Source organism: Phyllobacterium myrsinacearum, from assembly GCF_002980555.1.
Taxonomy (GTDB): domain Bacteria; phylum Pseudomonadota; class Alphaproteobacteria; order Rhizobiales; family Rhizobiaceae; genus Phyllobacterium; species Phyllobacterium myrsinacearum.
This window is the reverse complement of record NZ_PVBT01000002.1, coordinates 803085-818328: the sequence shown is the minus strand read 5'-3', so window position 1 is coordinate 818328 and position 15244 is coordinate 803085. Positions and strand designations below refer to the sequence as shown.

At 57.9% G+C, this 15244-nt stretch carries 13 protein-coding genes and 1 pseudogene; 2 read left to right on the top strand and 12 right to left on the bottom strand.

Annotation, left to right across the window (positions count from 1 at the left end; all coding sequences use genetic code 11):
- Nucleotides 1-977: EAL domain-containing protein (locus C5750_RS10640; RefSeq protein ID WP_170111937.1), on the bottom strand; the 977-nt coding region annotated here is incomplete at its 3' end.
- 1011 nt (nt 978-1988) lie between these two features.
- Here C5750_RS10640 and C5750_RS10635 point away from each other — a divergent pair.
- Together C5750_RS10635 and C5750_RS10630 are read left to right on the top strand one after the other, a co-directional pair.
- Nucleotides 1989-3779, top strand: coding sequence for an ABC transporter ATP-binding protein (locus tag C5750_RS10635; RefSeq protein WP_105733822.1), 1791 nt, complete (start codon nt 1989-1991; stop codon nt 3777-3779).
- 97 nt (nt 3780-3876) lie between these two features.
- A pseudogene (locus C5750_RS10630) lies at nt 3877-4460 on the top strand (Tn3 family transposase); the annotation flags it as partial.
- Nucleotides 4461-4614: 154 nt separating this feature from the next.
- Here C5750_RS10630 and C5750_RS10625 read toward each other — a convergent pair.
- The 11 genes from C5750_RS10625 to C5750_RS10575 all read right to left on the bottom strand — a co-directional run bounded on the left by C5750_RS10625 (nt 4615) and on the right by C5750_RS10575 (nt 15203).
- Nucleotides 4615-6099 (bottom strand): NAD-dependent succinate-semialdehyde dehydrogenase, encoded by a 1485-nt coding sequence (locus C5750_RS10625; RefSeq protein WP_105733821.1) that lies wholly within the window; start codon nt 6097-6099, stop codon nt 4615-4617.
- A gap of 73 nt (nt 6100-6172) precedes the next feature.
- A complete protein-coding gene (locus C5750_RS10620; protein ID WP_105733820.1) occupies nt 6173-7249 on the bottom strand; it encodes an ABC transporter ATP-binding protein in 1077 nt (358 codons plus the stop codon).
- Nucleotides 7246-8046 (bottom strand): ABC transporter permease, encoded by an 801-nt coding sequence (locus tag C5750_RS10615; protein ID WP_105733819.1) that lies wholly within the window; start codon nt 8044-8046, stop codon nt 7246-7248. Before C5750_RS10615 ends, C5750_RS10620 begins: the two co-directional genes overlap by 4 nt.
- A gap of 5 nt (nt 8047-8051) precedes the next feature.
- Nucleotides 8052-8909, bottom strand: coding sequence for an ABC transporter permease (locus C5750_RS10610; protein ID WP_105733818.1), 858 nt, complete (start codon nt 8907-8909; stop codon nt 8052-8054).
- Between the two features lie 77 nt (nt 8910-8986).
- A complete protein-coding gene (locus C5750_RS10605) occupies nt 8987-9997 on the bottom strand; it encodes an ABC transporter substrate-binding protein (protein ID WP_105733817.1) in 1011 nt (336 codons plus the stop codon).
- Between the two features lie 50 nt (nt 9998-10047).
- Nucleotides 10048-10377, bottom strand: coding sequence for an NIPSNAP family protein (locus tag C5750_RS10600; protein WP_105733816.1), 330 nt, complete (start codon nt 10375-10377; stop codon nt 10048-10050).
- A 3-nt stretch (nt 10378-10380) separates the two neighbouring features.
- On the bottom strand, nt 10381-11844 hold the full coding sequence (locus C5750_RS10595; RefSeq protein WP_105733815.1) for an aldehyde dehydrogenase: 1464 nt from the start codon (nt 11842-11844) through the stop codon (nt 10381-10383).
- Nucleotides 11845-11851: 7 nt separating this feature from the next.
- Nucleotides 11852-12889: an LLM class flavin-dependent oxidoreductase gene (locus C5750_RS10590; RefSeq protein WP_105733814.1), complete on the bottom strand. Its 1038-nt coding sequence runs from the start codon at nt 12887-12889 to the stop codon at nt 11852-11854.
- A 3-nt stretch (nt 12890-12892) separates the two neighbouring features.
- Nucleotides 12893-13819, bottom strand: coding sequence for a flavin reductase family protein (locus tag C5750_RS10585; RefSeq protein WP_162800169.1), 927 nt, complete (start codon nt 13817-13819; stop codon nt 12893-12895).
- A gap of 6 nt (nt 13820-13825) precedes the next feature.
- Complete coding sequence (locus C5750_RS10580) at nt 13826-14626, bottom strand: alpha/beta fold hydrolase (RefSeq protein WP_105733900.1); 801 nt, start codon at nt 14624-14626, stop codon at nt 13826-13828.
- Nucleotides 14601-15203 carry an amino acid synthesis family protein gene (locus C5750_RS10575; RefSeq protein WP_105733812.1) on the bottom strand — a complete coding sequence of 201 codons (603 nt, stop codon included), beginning with the start codon at nt 15201-15203 and terminating at the stop codon, nt 14601-14603. The genes C5750_RS10580 and C5750_RS10575 overlap by 26 nt, the downstream gene beginning before the upstream one ends.
- Between the last annotated feature and the right edge of the window lie 41 nt (nt 15204-15244).

Sequence of the window (15244 nt, the reverse complement as noted above, 5' to 3'; positions counted from 1 at the left end):
ATCTTGGCAATATCGGGTGAAAACGCCCCTGCACTCCAGACAGGCACATGATCAGGCCCGAGATCATCGAGCGCTATCTGGCAGCCATATCGTTTGATGTCCGTCATGAAATCGATGGCATCGGCTGTTGCAGGCAACCGGTCGATGCCGTTCAATTCAAAGACAAGCCGCTCGGCAACAGACGGAGCCGACCCCAGCCTTTCGCAGACATTGAACCACCACAGGTCGAGAACGGCGCTCTCCATCGATATATTGACCCCCAGGCGAAGGTCAGGCGCTGCGCACAGGGCATCGATGGTCCGCTGGACAACATGCTCTTCGAGGACACGCAGCAGCCCGAGCCGTCTGAGCGGCTCGGCCGCCGGGCTTGCCGGGCCGATGTCATGGCCGTCAATCCCGGCGCAAAGTTCATGATAGAGAATGATGTCGCAACTACCCGCATATCGAACCGGCCGCGTCTCGAAGTCGACATGATCATCATTGAGCGTTTTGAACAATGCGGCAGCGGCCGCCATGTCGGCACGATAGGCCGCAATCCACTGTGTTCGGGCAGCGGCCGGGTATCTGCTCTGCTGCCGCCCCCCAAGCCAAGGAGATCGCTCGCTGGCGATGGTCGGGCGCGTCGCAAAGTCAGGGCCAGTGACCGAGATCACGAGATGGAAGGCATCCTCGCGGATCTTCAAGGGATGGCCCATCACCGTGGGCAGCAGCCCATATATGATTTGTTTGGCAATGCGGGGGCCGGCCACGTGGAACTGCCCTGATTGCAACCGCGTGACGGTGCCAAGGGCGCCGATAATATCCAGGACCAATTGATGCACCACGTCTTCAGCGATAATCGCCGCGGCTTCGCCATAGGCGGCGGCGATATGGGGCAGGTTGTCGATCTGGATCGTCAGTTCGCCTGTCAGATACTGCTGCTGCGACTGACTTCGGCTAAATTGGTTTGAACCCGACGTGGTACGACTGCGGTTCATTTGAAACTCACAAACGGCAAGGCCAATCTGAAGAGAAGGGCCTCCAGCCCTGTGATTTTGCCGCTCATCACAGACCAAAGCGGGGCACAGCGGAGAATTCAATTCTCCGCTGTGCCGGCGGCGGTATGATTGGAGGCTCGTCGCGTTTAGCAATGCAGCAGTCCCTCTCCATTGCTGATCCAGGCATACCATCGCCAAACGAATTCATTGCCTGTCAGAGGCCACTGTGTAAGCGAACAAACTCATCGGTCCTGCCGACAAGGCGCAGGCATCTGGCGCGCCTTGCTAGACACTCAGCATGGAGAGCTGATCAAGACATTGTGCAAATTTGGTGCAGGGGCAATTCATCGAGCCACCATGCTCGATCGAATCTCTGAGATTTCCAGAAAAGCCTGTGGCGCCGCTACCAAGCGGCGTATATGCAATTGCCACCCCTCACGCTTCTCCCCCTTGCGTGCCAGTGCGTATCCGGTTTCGGATGAAGGCGCGGCTGTAGCGGAGCGGTTGAAGCTTTGCGGGCCGGTGCAGGCCTGAGTCCCACGAGCTATAGTCACCACCCCATATTCAACATGCGGTTGGTGCAATCCGGCCATCACCGTTCACAGATTTGTCCGGGTTATCCTGAAGGCATTTTGCATTCCTGCCATTTCTCTCGCACACACAAGGGCGCGGCAAACTTTAGATAGCTGGATTGCCGCGTTTCCGCCGGATTTTCTTGGCTCTGCGCCATCTGTGGACAATGTCTCCATGAAACCTCCATAACAAGGCCGGAGGATAGCCTTGTTGCTTGTTTCCAGGCACCGAAGGCCCAGTGCATTTCCCCGGTGGACCCTATCCTGCCTTAGTCGATAACCGGGCCTTCCTGTGTTGCCTTCACCATTCACAACAAACACTGTACCCGCGCAAAAATGGCGATGAAAATCTCCATTACCCCGTTCGGAGCACGGTTCATTTCTTCCAGTGCAGCCGCATGTGCAGCGCGGCGCACCGGCGATAGCTGGAGAGCTTCTGATGTCTGTGTCCCCATCATTCAATGACAATGGCGAAACCTACGACCAACTTGCCAGAACGCATGTTTCACTTGGCCGCGTGCTTGCCCTGTTCACGCCCTATCGCACCCGGATTGTTTTGCTTATCGCCCTGATCCTGGTTGCATCGGCCATCGCGATGCTGTCGCCGTTCCTGCTGCGCGCCATCATCGATGATGCCCTGCCAATTCGAAATCTGGCCCTCTTGGCCTGGCTGGCGGGCGGCTTGGTCGGCGTGGCGGCATTGTCCGCCGCGCTGAACACTGTCCAGGTCATCCTGTCGTCCAAGGTCGGCCAGGCGATCATGGATGATCTGCGAGTGCGCGTTTATGCGCATCTGCAATCCCTGTCGCTGGGGTTCTTTGCCAGCACGCGCACCGGCGAGATCCAGTCGCGTATCGCCAGCGATATCGGCGGTCTGCAGGCACTTGTCACCAATACGGCCAATGAGCTGGCGCGCAGCCTCAGCACCGTTGTCATGACCGGTGCCGCCATGATGTTCCTGGACTGGAGACTGGGGCTCTTTTCCTTGGCAGCGGTGCCTCTGACGGTACTGATCAGCAACCGGGTCGCCAAACTGCGCGAAACCATCACCTTCGAGCAGCAGCGGCGCATTGCCGACATGTCCTCGGCCATCCAGGAATCGCTCTCCGTTTCCGGTATCATCCTTGCCCGAACCATGGGCCGCAGCGAACATTTGATCCGTCTGTTCAAACGCACCTCCAGCGACGTTGCTGCATTGGAGGTACGCTCCCATACGGCGGGCGAATGGCAATGGTCATTGATCTATCTGACATTGTCGATCCTGCCGGCGCTCACGCTGCTTCTGGGTGGCTGGTTGATGAGCACGGGCGCCGCGGTCACCATCGGCACGCTCGTTGCCATGATCGCTTTGCAGGAACAGCTTCTCTGGCCGTTTGAGCAATTGCTTCAGACAGGGCGCGAGCTGCGAACGACAAGGGCCCTGTTTACGCGCATATTCGAGTATCTCGACAAGCCTGTCGAAATCACCGAAGACCTTGATGCGGTTACCCTCGCCCGCGACCGCGTTCAAGGCACAGTGCGGTTGGAGAATGTCTCCTTCTCTTACGATAAGAGCAGGCCCACCGTTCAAGCCATCTCCATCGACATTCCGGCGGGAAGCCATGTGGCCATCGTCGGCGCTACCGGTTCGGGCAAGACCACACTCGGCTATCTCCTGGCCCGGCTTTACGATGTGGATTCGGGTTCCATTCGCTATGATGGCGTTGATGTCCGGCGTCTCAGCTTTCAGTCACTGACCGACATACTGGGCGTCGTCACGCAAGAACCTTATCTGCTGCATGCCTCCGTTGCCGAGAACCTGCGCTTTGCCAAGCCGGAAGCGAGCGATGAGGAATTGATCACGGCAGCAAAGGTCGCACAGATCCATGACATGGTCTCGGCACTCCCCGATGGGTATGCCACACTGGTCGGTGAAAGGGGCTATCGGTTCTCGGGCGGCGAGAAGCAGCGTCTGGCGCTTGCCCGCACCATCCTGCGCAATCCGCCGGTGCTACTCCTCGACGAAGCGACAAGTGCCCTGGACAACCGGACGGAGCGGGCCATGGCCAGAGCCCTTGCTACGCTTGCCAGGGACCGCACAACCATCACAATCGCGCACCGGCTTTCCACCGTGCGCCAGGCCGATCAGATCATCGTTCTGGACAAGGGCTGCATTGCCGAGCGCGGAACCCATGATGAACTGATGGCGTTGAACGGCGTCTATGCCAGGCTTATTCAGTCCGCCGGTTAGTGGGCCATGCCCGAAAAGGACAGCCATCGGCGACGGCCCCGCCAGGTCACGGGCTATGTCTGATCAACTCTTCCACTGGTTTCTCAGAAGCTTTCACCGTTCTTTGATCGCCGACAAGATCAATGAGCCTCTAGTTGAACGAAACTGGCCAGATATACTACGGATTGCTGTTACAATGACCGCCGGCATTATGCCACCAAGCCAAATCCTGAGAAAACTTGCCTCGTATCCCAGACAGAACGAGCTGGCCGTTGCTCTGCGGGAGGTCGGCCTAATCGAACGAACACTCTTCATGATCGACTGGATTATGGACACGAGCATGCTGCGCCGAGCGCGCGTCGGTTTGAATAAAGCGGAATCCCATCACGCCTTGAAACAAGCCATCAACTTTTACCGACGAGGTGAAATCCGTGACCACACTACCGAAGACCAGCACTATAGGATCGGGGGCCTGAATCTGCTTGCTGCTGTCATTATTTTTTGGAACATCTTGAAACTTGGCGAGGCTGTCAAAGATCGAAGCCAAACCGGATTGCCAATTCCGCCGGAACTTCTCGCTCATGTGTCACCGCTTGGATGGGAACACATCAATCTATCGGTGAATACAAATGGCCGATCGCTTTGGGTGTCATTTCGCCCCCTCCGCAAACAACCCCCTATATCCTGGCTGCTTCCTTCTGAATAACGGATAGCACGCCGCCAACTGCGTTACATCAAAAATTTGTAACGGAACCTCTCGCCGCCGCCCAACAACGTGACAACGCCTGTGCATCTCATCAGTGGTTTGATTGACAGGCTCGGTTGGTCGCCAAAAGCGTCGTCTGGCGATCACCTCTCACAGACCAACATCGAGACACAAGTATTTAACTTCAACGTAATCCTCGATCCCGTATTTGGAGCCCTCACGGCCTTGACCGGATTGTTTAATGCCGCCGAATGGCGCAACCTCCGTGGAAATCAGACCGGTATTGATACCCACCATGCCATATTCCAGCGCCTCAGCCACCCGGAACACGCGCGATAGGTCCTTGGCGTAGAAATAAGAAGCAAGCCCAAACTCGGTATCGTTGGCCATCTCGACGACATCATCTTCCGTTTCGAATCTGAAGAGCGGCGCGACGGGCCCGAACGTCTCTTCGCGAGCAATTTTCATGGCGGATGTCATACCGGTTAGGATAGTTGGCTGGAAAAACAGCCCGCCCCTCGCATCACGTTTACCGCCGATGGCAATAGCGGCCCCTTTTTCAAGCGCATCGGTGATATGCTCTTCAACCTTCGCAATTGCATTTTCGGTAATCAGCGGCCCGGCCACAACGCCGTCCTCAAACCCGTCGCCCACCTTCATCATTGATACTTTTGCCGCCAGCATCTCGGCAAACGCATCATAGACCCCGGCCTGCACATACAACCGGTTCGCGCAGACGCATGTCTGGCCATTGTTGCGATATTTTGAGATCATCGCGCCTTCGACGGCAGCATCGAGATCGGCATCGTCGAACACGATGAAGGGCGCATTGCCGCCGAGTTCGAGGCCGAGCTTCATGATCTGCTCGGCGCCCTGGCGCATAAGAATCTTGCCGACGCCGGTCGAGCCGGTGAAGGTGAGCTTGCGAACCTTGTCATTCTCCGTGAATTCAAGGCCGATATCGGCGGATTTTTTCGAGGTAACGACATTGAAGACGCCGGCTGGCAGCCCCGCACGTTCGGCCAGAACAGCAAAAGCCAGCGCCGATAGCGGCGTTTCGGCGGCCGGCTTGGACACCATGGTGCAGCCGGCTGCAACGGCTGGCGCAAACTTTCGTGCCAGCATGGCATTGGGGAAATTCCACGGTGTGATCGAGGCAACGACACCGATCGGCTGCTTCAGCACGATGATGCGCTTGTCCTGCTGGTGACCGGGTATGGTATCGCCATAAACGCGCTTGGCCTCTTCGCCGAACCATTCAACATAGGACGCACCATAGAGGATCTCACCCTTGGCTTCGGCCAACGGCTTGCCCATTTCCAGGGTGAGGATAGCCGCCAGATCATCGGCATTGGCAATCACCAAATCATAAAGCTTGCGGAGCACAGCAGCGCGGTCCTTACCGGTCTTTTTCGCCCAGAGCTTTTGTGCCGTGTGGGCGGCGTCGATGGCGCGTGCGGCGTCGGCACGCGTCATGTCCGGCAGGGTGGCAATCACTTCGCCAGTCGATGGATTCGTGACATCGAATGTCGCGCCGCCCTCACCTTGTCCCTGCCATTCGCCGGCGATCAAAGTCTTGTCGGTGGCAAGCGATGGGTCTTTCAGTTTGGCGAGGATTGTGTTGGACAGGGCCATGGCGCAGGCCTCCTTCGATAGGTTGATTGCTGCGGCAATGACCGACGCAAAACGTCATCGGCCACTGTAGGGGTCAGACGAATGCGTGCGTCGATTTCGGTTCGAAGCTTAGCCAAGCCTGATCGCCACGGCTGATGCCGGAAATCGCCTCGTGTCCGAACGGCAGGCGCACAGAGAGGATTTCACCATTACCGGTTTGGGTACTGACCTCGATATTATTGCCGAGGAACGTAATGTCCTTGATCGTCACGGTAAGGCCGTTGTCGATCCGTGTGCTCGACAACGAAAGTCGTTCCGGCCGTAGCAGCAGCGAGGCAGAGGTCCCGCCCGCCTTGCCGGCATGCATCGGCACGCCATCGACGACCGTACCGCCAGGCAGCAACAGTCGCGCATTGCCATCGGTATTTGAAAGAACCTCGGCATTGATGAAATTGCTGTCGCCAATGAAACCCGCCACAAAATGTGTGGCTGGATCGGCATAGAGTTCCCGTCCGGTTCCGATCTGATCGATTTCGCCCTGACTGAAGACCGCGATACGGTCGGAAAGACGTAGGGCCTCTTCCTGATCATGGGTGACATAGAGAATGGTCACTCCGGTTTCTTGATGGATGCGTCGGATTTCGAACTGGATTTCCTCACGCAGCTTCTTGTCCAGCGCCGAAAGCGGCTCATCCATCAGAAGCACGGGTGGATTGTAGACCAGTGCGCGAGCAAGCGCGACGCGCTGCTGCTGGCCACCGGACATCAAGGCTGGCTTGCGCTCCTCAAGACCTTCGAGCCGGACGAGCTTCAGCGCCTTCTTCACCCGATCGGTTATTTCCGCCTGACCAACGCGGCGAACGCGCAGCGGGAAGGCTACGTTCTCGCCAACGGTCAGATGCGGGAACAGTGTGTAGCGCTGAAACACCATGCCGATATTGCGCTTGTGTGACGGGGTCGAAAGCAGGCTCTGACCTTTCAGCAGGATATCACCGTCTGTCGGGTCCTGAAATCCGGCAAGGATGTAGAGCGTCGTGGACTTGCCCGAACCGGATGGCCCAAGAAAGGTCATGAACTCACCCTCGGCAACATCCATGGTCACATTCTTAACGGCAGTGACCTGACCATATGTCTTGCGGATGCCACGAATGGAGAGAAATGACTGGGTCATACTTTGCGTCCCTTGCGGAAGAATGCCGCCAGAACCATCAGCAGGATGGTGAAGGCAATGAGAATGGTGGAGGCGGCGGCGATGACAGGCGTCAGATCCTGTCTGAGTGTCGCCCAGATCTTGACCGGTAGCGTCTGCAGCGTCGGGCTGGCCATGAAGATGGCAAGAACCACTTCATCCCACGACGCGAGGAAAGAGAAGATCGCGGCGGCAAAGATGCCATGGCTGACGGCGGGCACCGTTACCCGGATACGGGCTTCCCACGGGGTTGCGCCGCACAGGATCGCCGCATCCTCGATCGACTTGTCGAAACCGTCCAATGCATTTCCGATCGAGATGATTGAGAATGGCAGCGCGATCAGAAGATGCGCGATGATGAAAGCGATCGTGGTGCCCGCCAGTCCGAACTGCAGAAAAAGCGCATAGAGGGCGACGGCGAGCACTACGACGGGGAGGATCATCGGAGTGAGAAACAAGGCTCGCAGGGCTTCACGTCCAGTGAAGGAGCCCCGGTTCAAGCCGAGGGCAGCGAGAAAGCCAAGCACGACGGAAAAAACCGTGACAATGGCGGCGATCTTCAGACTGCTCAAGGCGGAATAAAGCCAGCGCGGATCGGTAAACAGTGCCTGATACCACTTGAACGTCCATGACGGCGGCGGAAAGATCAGCCATTGCGACGAGCCAAAGGACAATGCGGCAATGAACAGGATCGGTAGGATCAGAAACAGACAGACCAGAACTGTCAGGCCGATCAGGAATGGTTTCAAACCACCAAGTTTCTCGAAATCGAGCAGCATAATTGTTACCTCGCCCGATTTGGGTTCACGAATTTGAGCTGGATGGTGTAGAGCACCAATGTTACCAGCAGGAGCACAAGTGCGGCAGCGCCGCCCATGCCCCAGTTGACCAGCGACTGCACGAATTGCGCTACGAGCTCGGCCAGCATCATGTTCGACGTGCCACCGAGCAGGGCCGGCGTAACGTAGTAACCAAGCGACATGACGAAGACCATCAGCGCACCTGAAGCGATGCCCGGCAACGACAGCGGTAGAAGAACGCGGGTAAAACACTGGCGCTTGTTGGCACCACAGAGGGCAGCGGCACGCAGGATCGCGGGATCGATCGACTTCAGAACGCCGATCAGCGGCAGGATGATGAAGGGCAGCATGATATAGGTCATGCCGATACTGACGCCGACGAGATTGTTGACCAGCGCCAGCGGCTTATCGATGATACCAAGACTCAGCAGAACCTTATTGACGACGCCGGTGCGCTGCAGAAGCACCATCCAGGCATAGGTTCGAGCAAGCAAATTGGTCCACATCGACAGGACAATGATTGCCAGCACCAGCCGCGACCAGCGCTCGGGCATGATAGCGAGCAGCCACGCGATCGGAAAGCCGATCAGTACGGAGACAATGGTCACAAGACCGGCAACGGTAAATGTATTGAGGAGTACCCGCAGATAGGTCGTCGAACCTAAAAGCTCCCGATAATTCTGGAGACCGGGTGTGGGCTCAAGCACGCTGCGCATCAGCAGCATAATTACTGGGACGATGAAAAAGAAGGCGATCAGGAGCAGAGCCGGCACGACATAGCCGAAACTGCCATCTCGCCAAGGCGTTTTCCGTCCACCATCAGCCGTTACCGACAAACCCATTACCAACCTCCCGGCTACCTACGGAAATCACGGGCTGGCACCACCCGCCTATGGTCATTTGTTGCCTCAGATACCGGTTATTTCGCCTGCCAGGCGTACCAGCGTTTACCAATCTCGTCGCGATGGGTCGCCCAATAGGTCATATCAGCGTTGACCTGGGTCTCGGCCTGCATGTCCGGCAGCGTCTTGCGAAGGCCAGCATCCATCAGGCTGGGAGAATCGATACTGATTGGCGCGTATCCGGTGAGCGTGGCGAAGTCCGCCTGCGCCTTGCCGCTCGTGGCGTTGGCGATGAACTTCATCGCCGTTTCCTTGTTCTTCGTTCCCTTCGGAACGACCAGAGCGTCAGCGGCCGTGATATTGTTGGTCCAGGACATCTCGACCGGGATACCGGTCTGGGCAAGCGCCGTCAGACGGCCATTCCAGAAGGAACCGAACGGTGCTTCGGCCGATGCCAGCAACTGCTGCGACTGCGCACCGCTATCCCACCAGACGATTTCGGACTTGATGGTGTCGAGTTTCTTGAAGGCGCGATCGAGATCAAGCGGATAGAGTTTGTCGGCCGGCACGCCATCGGCGAGCAAAGCCGCTTCGATCACGCCCGGAGCCGACCACTTGTAGAAGGTGCGCTTGCCGGGGAATTTTGCAGTATCGAACAGATCAGCCCAGCTCTTCGGGCAGGCATCAACGGCATCCTTGTTGCAGCCGATGACGAAGGAATAATAGAAACTGCCGACCGAATAATCGGTGACGAAGCGTGGATCTAGCTTGCTTTTATCTATAAGGGAGAAGTCAAGCTTTTCGAGAAGGCCGGCATTGCCGGCCTGAACGGCGTAATCACCTTCGACGTCGACGACATCCCAAGCGACGTTCTTGGAGTCCACCATGGCCTTCAGCTTACCGTAGTCGGTTGGGCCATCCTGAGCGACGTTAACGCCGGCAGCGGCGCTGAACGTATCGGCCCAATGCTGCTTCTGCGCGTCCTGCGTAGTGCCGCCCCAGCTGGTAAACACCATGTCCGCTGCGTTCGCTTGGTCAGCAAATGTAACGGTGGCGGCCAGAAGAGTGATAATTATATGCTTTTTCATGTTTTCTCCTCCCTGAGAAAAACCGTGATCTGTGAATACGTTGGTTTGCCCTAGATCGGCACCGTGCCGCCCAGAGGCGAGAATGCTGCGGGCGACATGATCTTGTTTTCGGCGGTCACGATCAGGTCGCGTATCTTCGGCAGGAAAGCCTGCCATTCCGGATCAACCGCCAGCTGGGCGCGCCGCGCCTGGCGGTCATCGAGGCTTTCGAAAGCCCAGATATGGACAATCTCGTTGATTGGCCCGATCTCCGAGGAGAAGTAGCCGATGAGATTGCCAAGATGCTTTTTCTGAATGGTGATGCCGATCTCGCCGACCACCTTCAGGTATTCGGGGATAGCGCCGTTCTTCAGCCGATAAGTTCTAATCTCGTAGAGCATGGTTCACCGCATCACGAAGGGATCAGGAAACGGATCGTCCGTTGTTCTCAACCAGACTGTCTTAGTGCGGGTGAAATCGAGCGCAGCGGCAATTCCGCCTTCGCGGCCATGTCCCGACTGGCCGTAGCCGCCGAACGGCGCGATCGGCGAAACGGCGCGATAGGTATTGATCCAGACAATGCCGGCGCGGATGCGCTTCACCATGCGATGCGCCCGCGTCAGGTTCTGGGTGAACACGCCGGATGCGAGGCCGTACCGGGTATCGTTGGCCAATGTGACCGCTTCATCCTCGCTGGTAAAGGACACGACAGACAACACCGGGCCAAAAAGTTCGGTTTCAGCCGACGGCGAATTGATACCGTCGCAATCGAGAATAGTCGGCAGGTAATAGAAACCGTCGCTCTCGCCTGCCCGGGCGCCGGTCACGACCGTGGCACCTGCATTAACGGAGGCAGACACGATCCGCTCGACATGATCGCGCTGGCGCTTGGTGCAGAGCGGGCCGAATTCGGTCGCCATGTCGAGCGGTGTGCCGATACGGATAGCCTCCGCCTTGGCTTTGACGAGTGCGACAAACCTGTCCTTCACCGAGCGCTCGACGATCAGACGCGAGCCGGCAACGCAGCTCTGGCCGGTCGCGGCAAAGATGCCGGCAACCTGTGCATTAGCAGCACTTTCCAGATCAGCGTCGGCAAACACGATGAAAGGCGATTTTCCGCCGAGTTCGAGCGAGGTGCTGGCGAGGTTTTCCGCCGAATTGCGCACCACATGCGCCGCCGTCACTGACCCACCGGTAAAGGCAATGTGGGCGACACCCGGATGGCGGGTGAGCGCGCTGCCGCACGAAGGGCCAAAACCGGTGATAACGTTCAGCACACCTTTCGGAAAACCGGCTTCATGTACCAGGCGGGCAAATTCCAGCATCGGCGCCGGGCCATCTTCCGAAGCTTTGACCACCAGCGTGCAGCCGGCGGCCAGTGCCGGGCCGATCTTGACGGCCGAGAGAAAAAGTTGGCTGTTCCACGGCACGATGGCAGCCACGACACCGACCGGCTCGCGCCGGGTCCAGACATCCATTTCGGCCTTGTCGATCGCCAGCGTCGAGCCCTCGATCTTGTCGGCCAGCCCCGCGTAATACTGATAGTAGTCGGCGACATAAGCGATCTGCGCCGAGGTCTCGCGGATGATCTTGCCGGTATCGCGGGTTTCGAGTTCGGCAAGGTGCTGCGCATTGGCCTGAACCAGATCCGCCAGCTTGTAGAGGAGTTTTCCGCGTGCGGTGGCCGTCATCGCCGGCCACGCACCATTCCACAATGCCCGTTCGGCCGCGTTGACTGCGCGATCGACATCGGTTTCGCGCGCTTCCGGCATGGAAGCCCAGACCTTGGCCGTCGCCGGATCGATACTGTCGAACCGCGCGGAGCCGTTTTCAAAAACGCCATCTATATATTGTTGGAAGCTTTGCATTTCAGCCTCACCGGAATGCTGGCATGACGTCGGCGATAAAGCGCTCGAGCGACGCCTTCTTGCGCTCAAAGCTCATGCCGGTGTCTATCCAGAACGAATATTCGTCCCAACCCTGCTGCTCGTAAATCTTCAGGCGATCGATAACCGCCGCTGCGCTTCCAATCGGCATGTTGGTGACCATCTTGTCCGGTGACAGGTTCGGGTTCACCGCCAGTTCCTCTTCGTTCAACGTCTGGATCAGGCCCTGAGTGATCGGCCGCTCATTTTTGAACCAGGCGAAGAAGTAATTGTAATAGGTGCTGATTTCCTTAGCCGCTTGGGCGACATCGGCTTCGTCGGACCCAACGTAAGTATGCTGCAGCAGCATGATCTTCGGGCGCGTCACATCCGGCGCCTTGTCGCAGGCCGCATTGAAGCGTTCCATCAAGCTGCTAATCTCGGCCTCGCCATTGGCGAGTGGCGTGCATTGCACGTTGCAGCCATTGGCAACAGCGAAATCATGGCTGTTCGGATCGCGTGCTGCCACCCAAATCGGAGGATGCGGCTGTTGTATCGGCTTTGGCGCCGAGGTCGTCGACGGAAACTTCCAGAACTCCCCGTCATGGACGTAGTCACCGGCCCAGATCCCTTTGATAGCCGGGATCAATTCACGCATGCGCAGACCGGCACCCCAGGCATCAAGGCCTGGCAACAGGCGTTCGTATTCAAAACTATAGGCACCGCGGGCAATGCCGAGATCAAGACGGCCGCCGCTGATGAGATCCGTCATCGCCGCTTCGCCGGCAAGCTTGATTGGATGCCAGAACGGGGCAATAATCGTACCGGTACCAAGGCGTACGTTCTTGAAGCGGCTTGCCAGATCAGCGAGATTGACAAACGGGTTCGGTGCGATGGTGAAGTCCATGCCGTGGTGTTCGCCGGTCCAGATGGCATGCATGCCACCCTTATCGGCAATCTCACACAGTTTGATGAACTCTTCGTAGAGTTCCTCATGATTTTGGCTGGCGTTGAGCCGTTCCATATGAACAAAAAGCGAGAACTTCATAAATCACCCTTTCCGGGCCACAGCGTGAACGCGGCCTTTTTCCTGGTTGCCGACATAGATCCCGAAATTGCCGAGCGTACTTTCCTGAGCGTAGCGCTTGACCGTCTCGCGGACGGCGGAATCGTGGATATTGTCGAGAGGCAGTTGCTGAAGCGGAAACATCTGACCGACCTTGGGCGTGCCATCGCCCAGCGCTGCGCGATAGACGAAGTTCTGGCGTCCGGCTTTGGTATCTTCGTAGATGGAGTAGAGCAGGCCCGTCTGGATCGAGAGGCCGATCTCGGCAGTGAACTGCGGCTCTAGCGCTTCCATACCTTCGCTTTCGGCCTTGTCGACAAATGGCAATGTCCAGCCGCCATTGGTATCGCGCACCAGTAGAATCTCGCCGGTGCGTTCAGCGACGGCACCGACCGACAGGCTGCCTTCGACATTTGCGAGAAGACTCTTTTCGGTGAGCGCCGGGGTGAAATAGCCGCCGCGAGCATAACCCAGGCCTGTCTTGCCGGAGTTTTCGAAACCTTCGATCTTGCCGATCAGGATGACATGGTCTCCGGCATCAACGCGCTCGTACGCCGAACAATCGAACCAAGCGGCAACATTGGAGAAAACAGGCGAACCGAACGGACCCTTCTGCCAGTCGACCGCGGCAAAACGGTCCTCGACCGGACGGGCAAAGGTGTTGGACACATCCTTCTGGTCCTCCGAGAGGATGTTGACCGAAAACCCCTTGGCAGTCATCAGGGTCTGATAGTTACGCGAGGTCTTTGCCAGGCAGACCAGGAGCAGCGGCGGATCAAGCGAGACACTTGTAAAACTGTTGGCGGTGAAGCCGATCGGACCACCTTCGTCATTGAACGTGGCCACGACGGTCACACCTGTCAGGAATGCGCCAAACGCATCACGAAGCGCTCTGAGATCATTCATTGTCATTCCTCCTCACTGTGCAGTCTGCCATGTGAGCCAGTCGGCCAGTGCCTTACTTACCTCTTGCGGCGCCGTGAGATTGACCATATGCCGGTGACCTTTGATGACGACCGCCTGGCCTCGGGGTGCCGCCTTGGCCATCTCTTCGGCCATCTCAGCCGTCGAATTCTTGTCGCCATCGCCCGTCAGGAACATTGCAGGCGCTGTCACCGTCGGCCAGCTATCCAAATACACGGCATCGCCGGTCGCAAAGGCCCGATAGGCCGCAGCGTAACCGCTGGAATCGACTTGTTGCAGCAGTTCATGCACGAGGTGATAGGCTTCGCCATCCTTCTCGTCCGCCGAAAACCATCTCTCCAGCGGCGCCTCACGATCGAAGGCACCGGATAAGATTTGGTCGGCGCGGGCTTCTACCGCCTGCCGCGCCATCGGCGTCCGCTTGTAGACACCGTTCAGCAGGGCGACCCGACGCAACTTCGATGGCTCCGTCGCGGCAAAACCGGCGGCAATCAGGGCGCCCATCGAATGGCCTGCAACATTGACCGCTTCGAGCCCCAGTTCATCGATCAGTCTTGCAAACCAGGCGACGAAATGGGGCATTTCCGGCAAAGCATCGAGCGGTGCGGAAAAACCGTGTCCCGGTAAATCAACCGCAATCACGCGGTGATCTTTCGAGAACCGCGCAATCTGCGGCCCCCAGGCTTCGATACGCATGCCCACCCCATGGATGAGAACAAGTGTCTCGCGCCCCTGCCCCTGGTCAATATAGGCAGCGCCGGAAGGCGTCTTAGACCGATGCAGGGTTTGCAACATCATGGCCAAGCTCCTTCAGGTCCTGATAGCGATCACCGATACGGTGATGCGGACGGCCACCGATCGAGGCACCGAGCGCGACGACGATCTCGTCAGCGGCCGGCGCGTCCGGAATGGCGCACTGGATCGTCAGGTAATGCGAGCGACGGCCTTCATCGTTCTTGTCCATCAGCGGGATCATGATCGGCGCATTGGCGGGGCCGCGGGTATTGCAGAAGGCGAGATAGGATTTTGCGCCGACAGCGGTGCGGTAGTGGTTGCCGAAACGCAGAGTGTGAATGAGCGCCGAGCCATGTTCGATCTCGCCATCCAGACCAACCACTGCAGACTTTCCGTAAGCTTCGACAGCTTCGCCGGAACCGACGGTATCGATGATCATCTTGGTTAACAGTTCGCCGAGTACCGGGGCGACCGCATGGATCTCCGGCTTCAGATCATCCACGAAGCCGCGACCGGTCCAGGGGTTCTTCACGACGGCCAGCGCTGCAATCAGCTTCAGCGGCGCCGCCGCTTCCTTGCCGCCTTCAACGAGAGTCGTCTCGATCTGCAGAAACGTCTTGCGGATCACCGGTACCATGGAATTCCTCCCAGCAATTTCATCTGGTCATATGTTGGTAT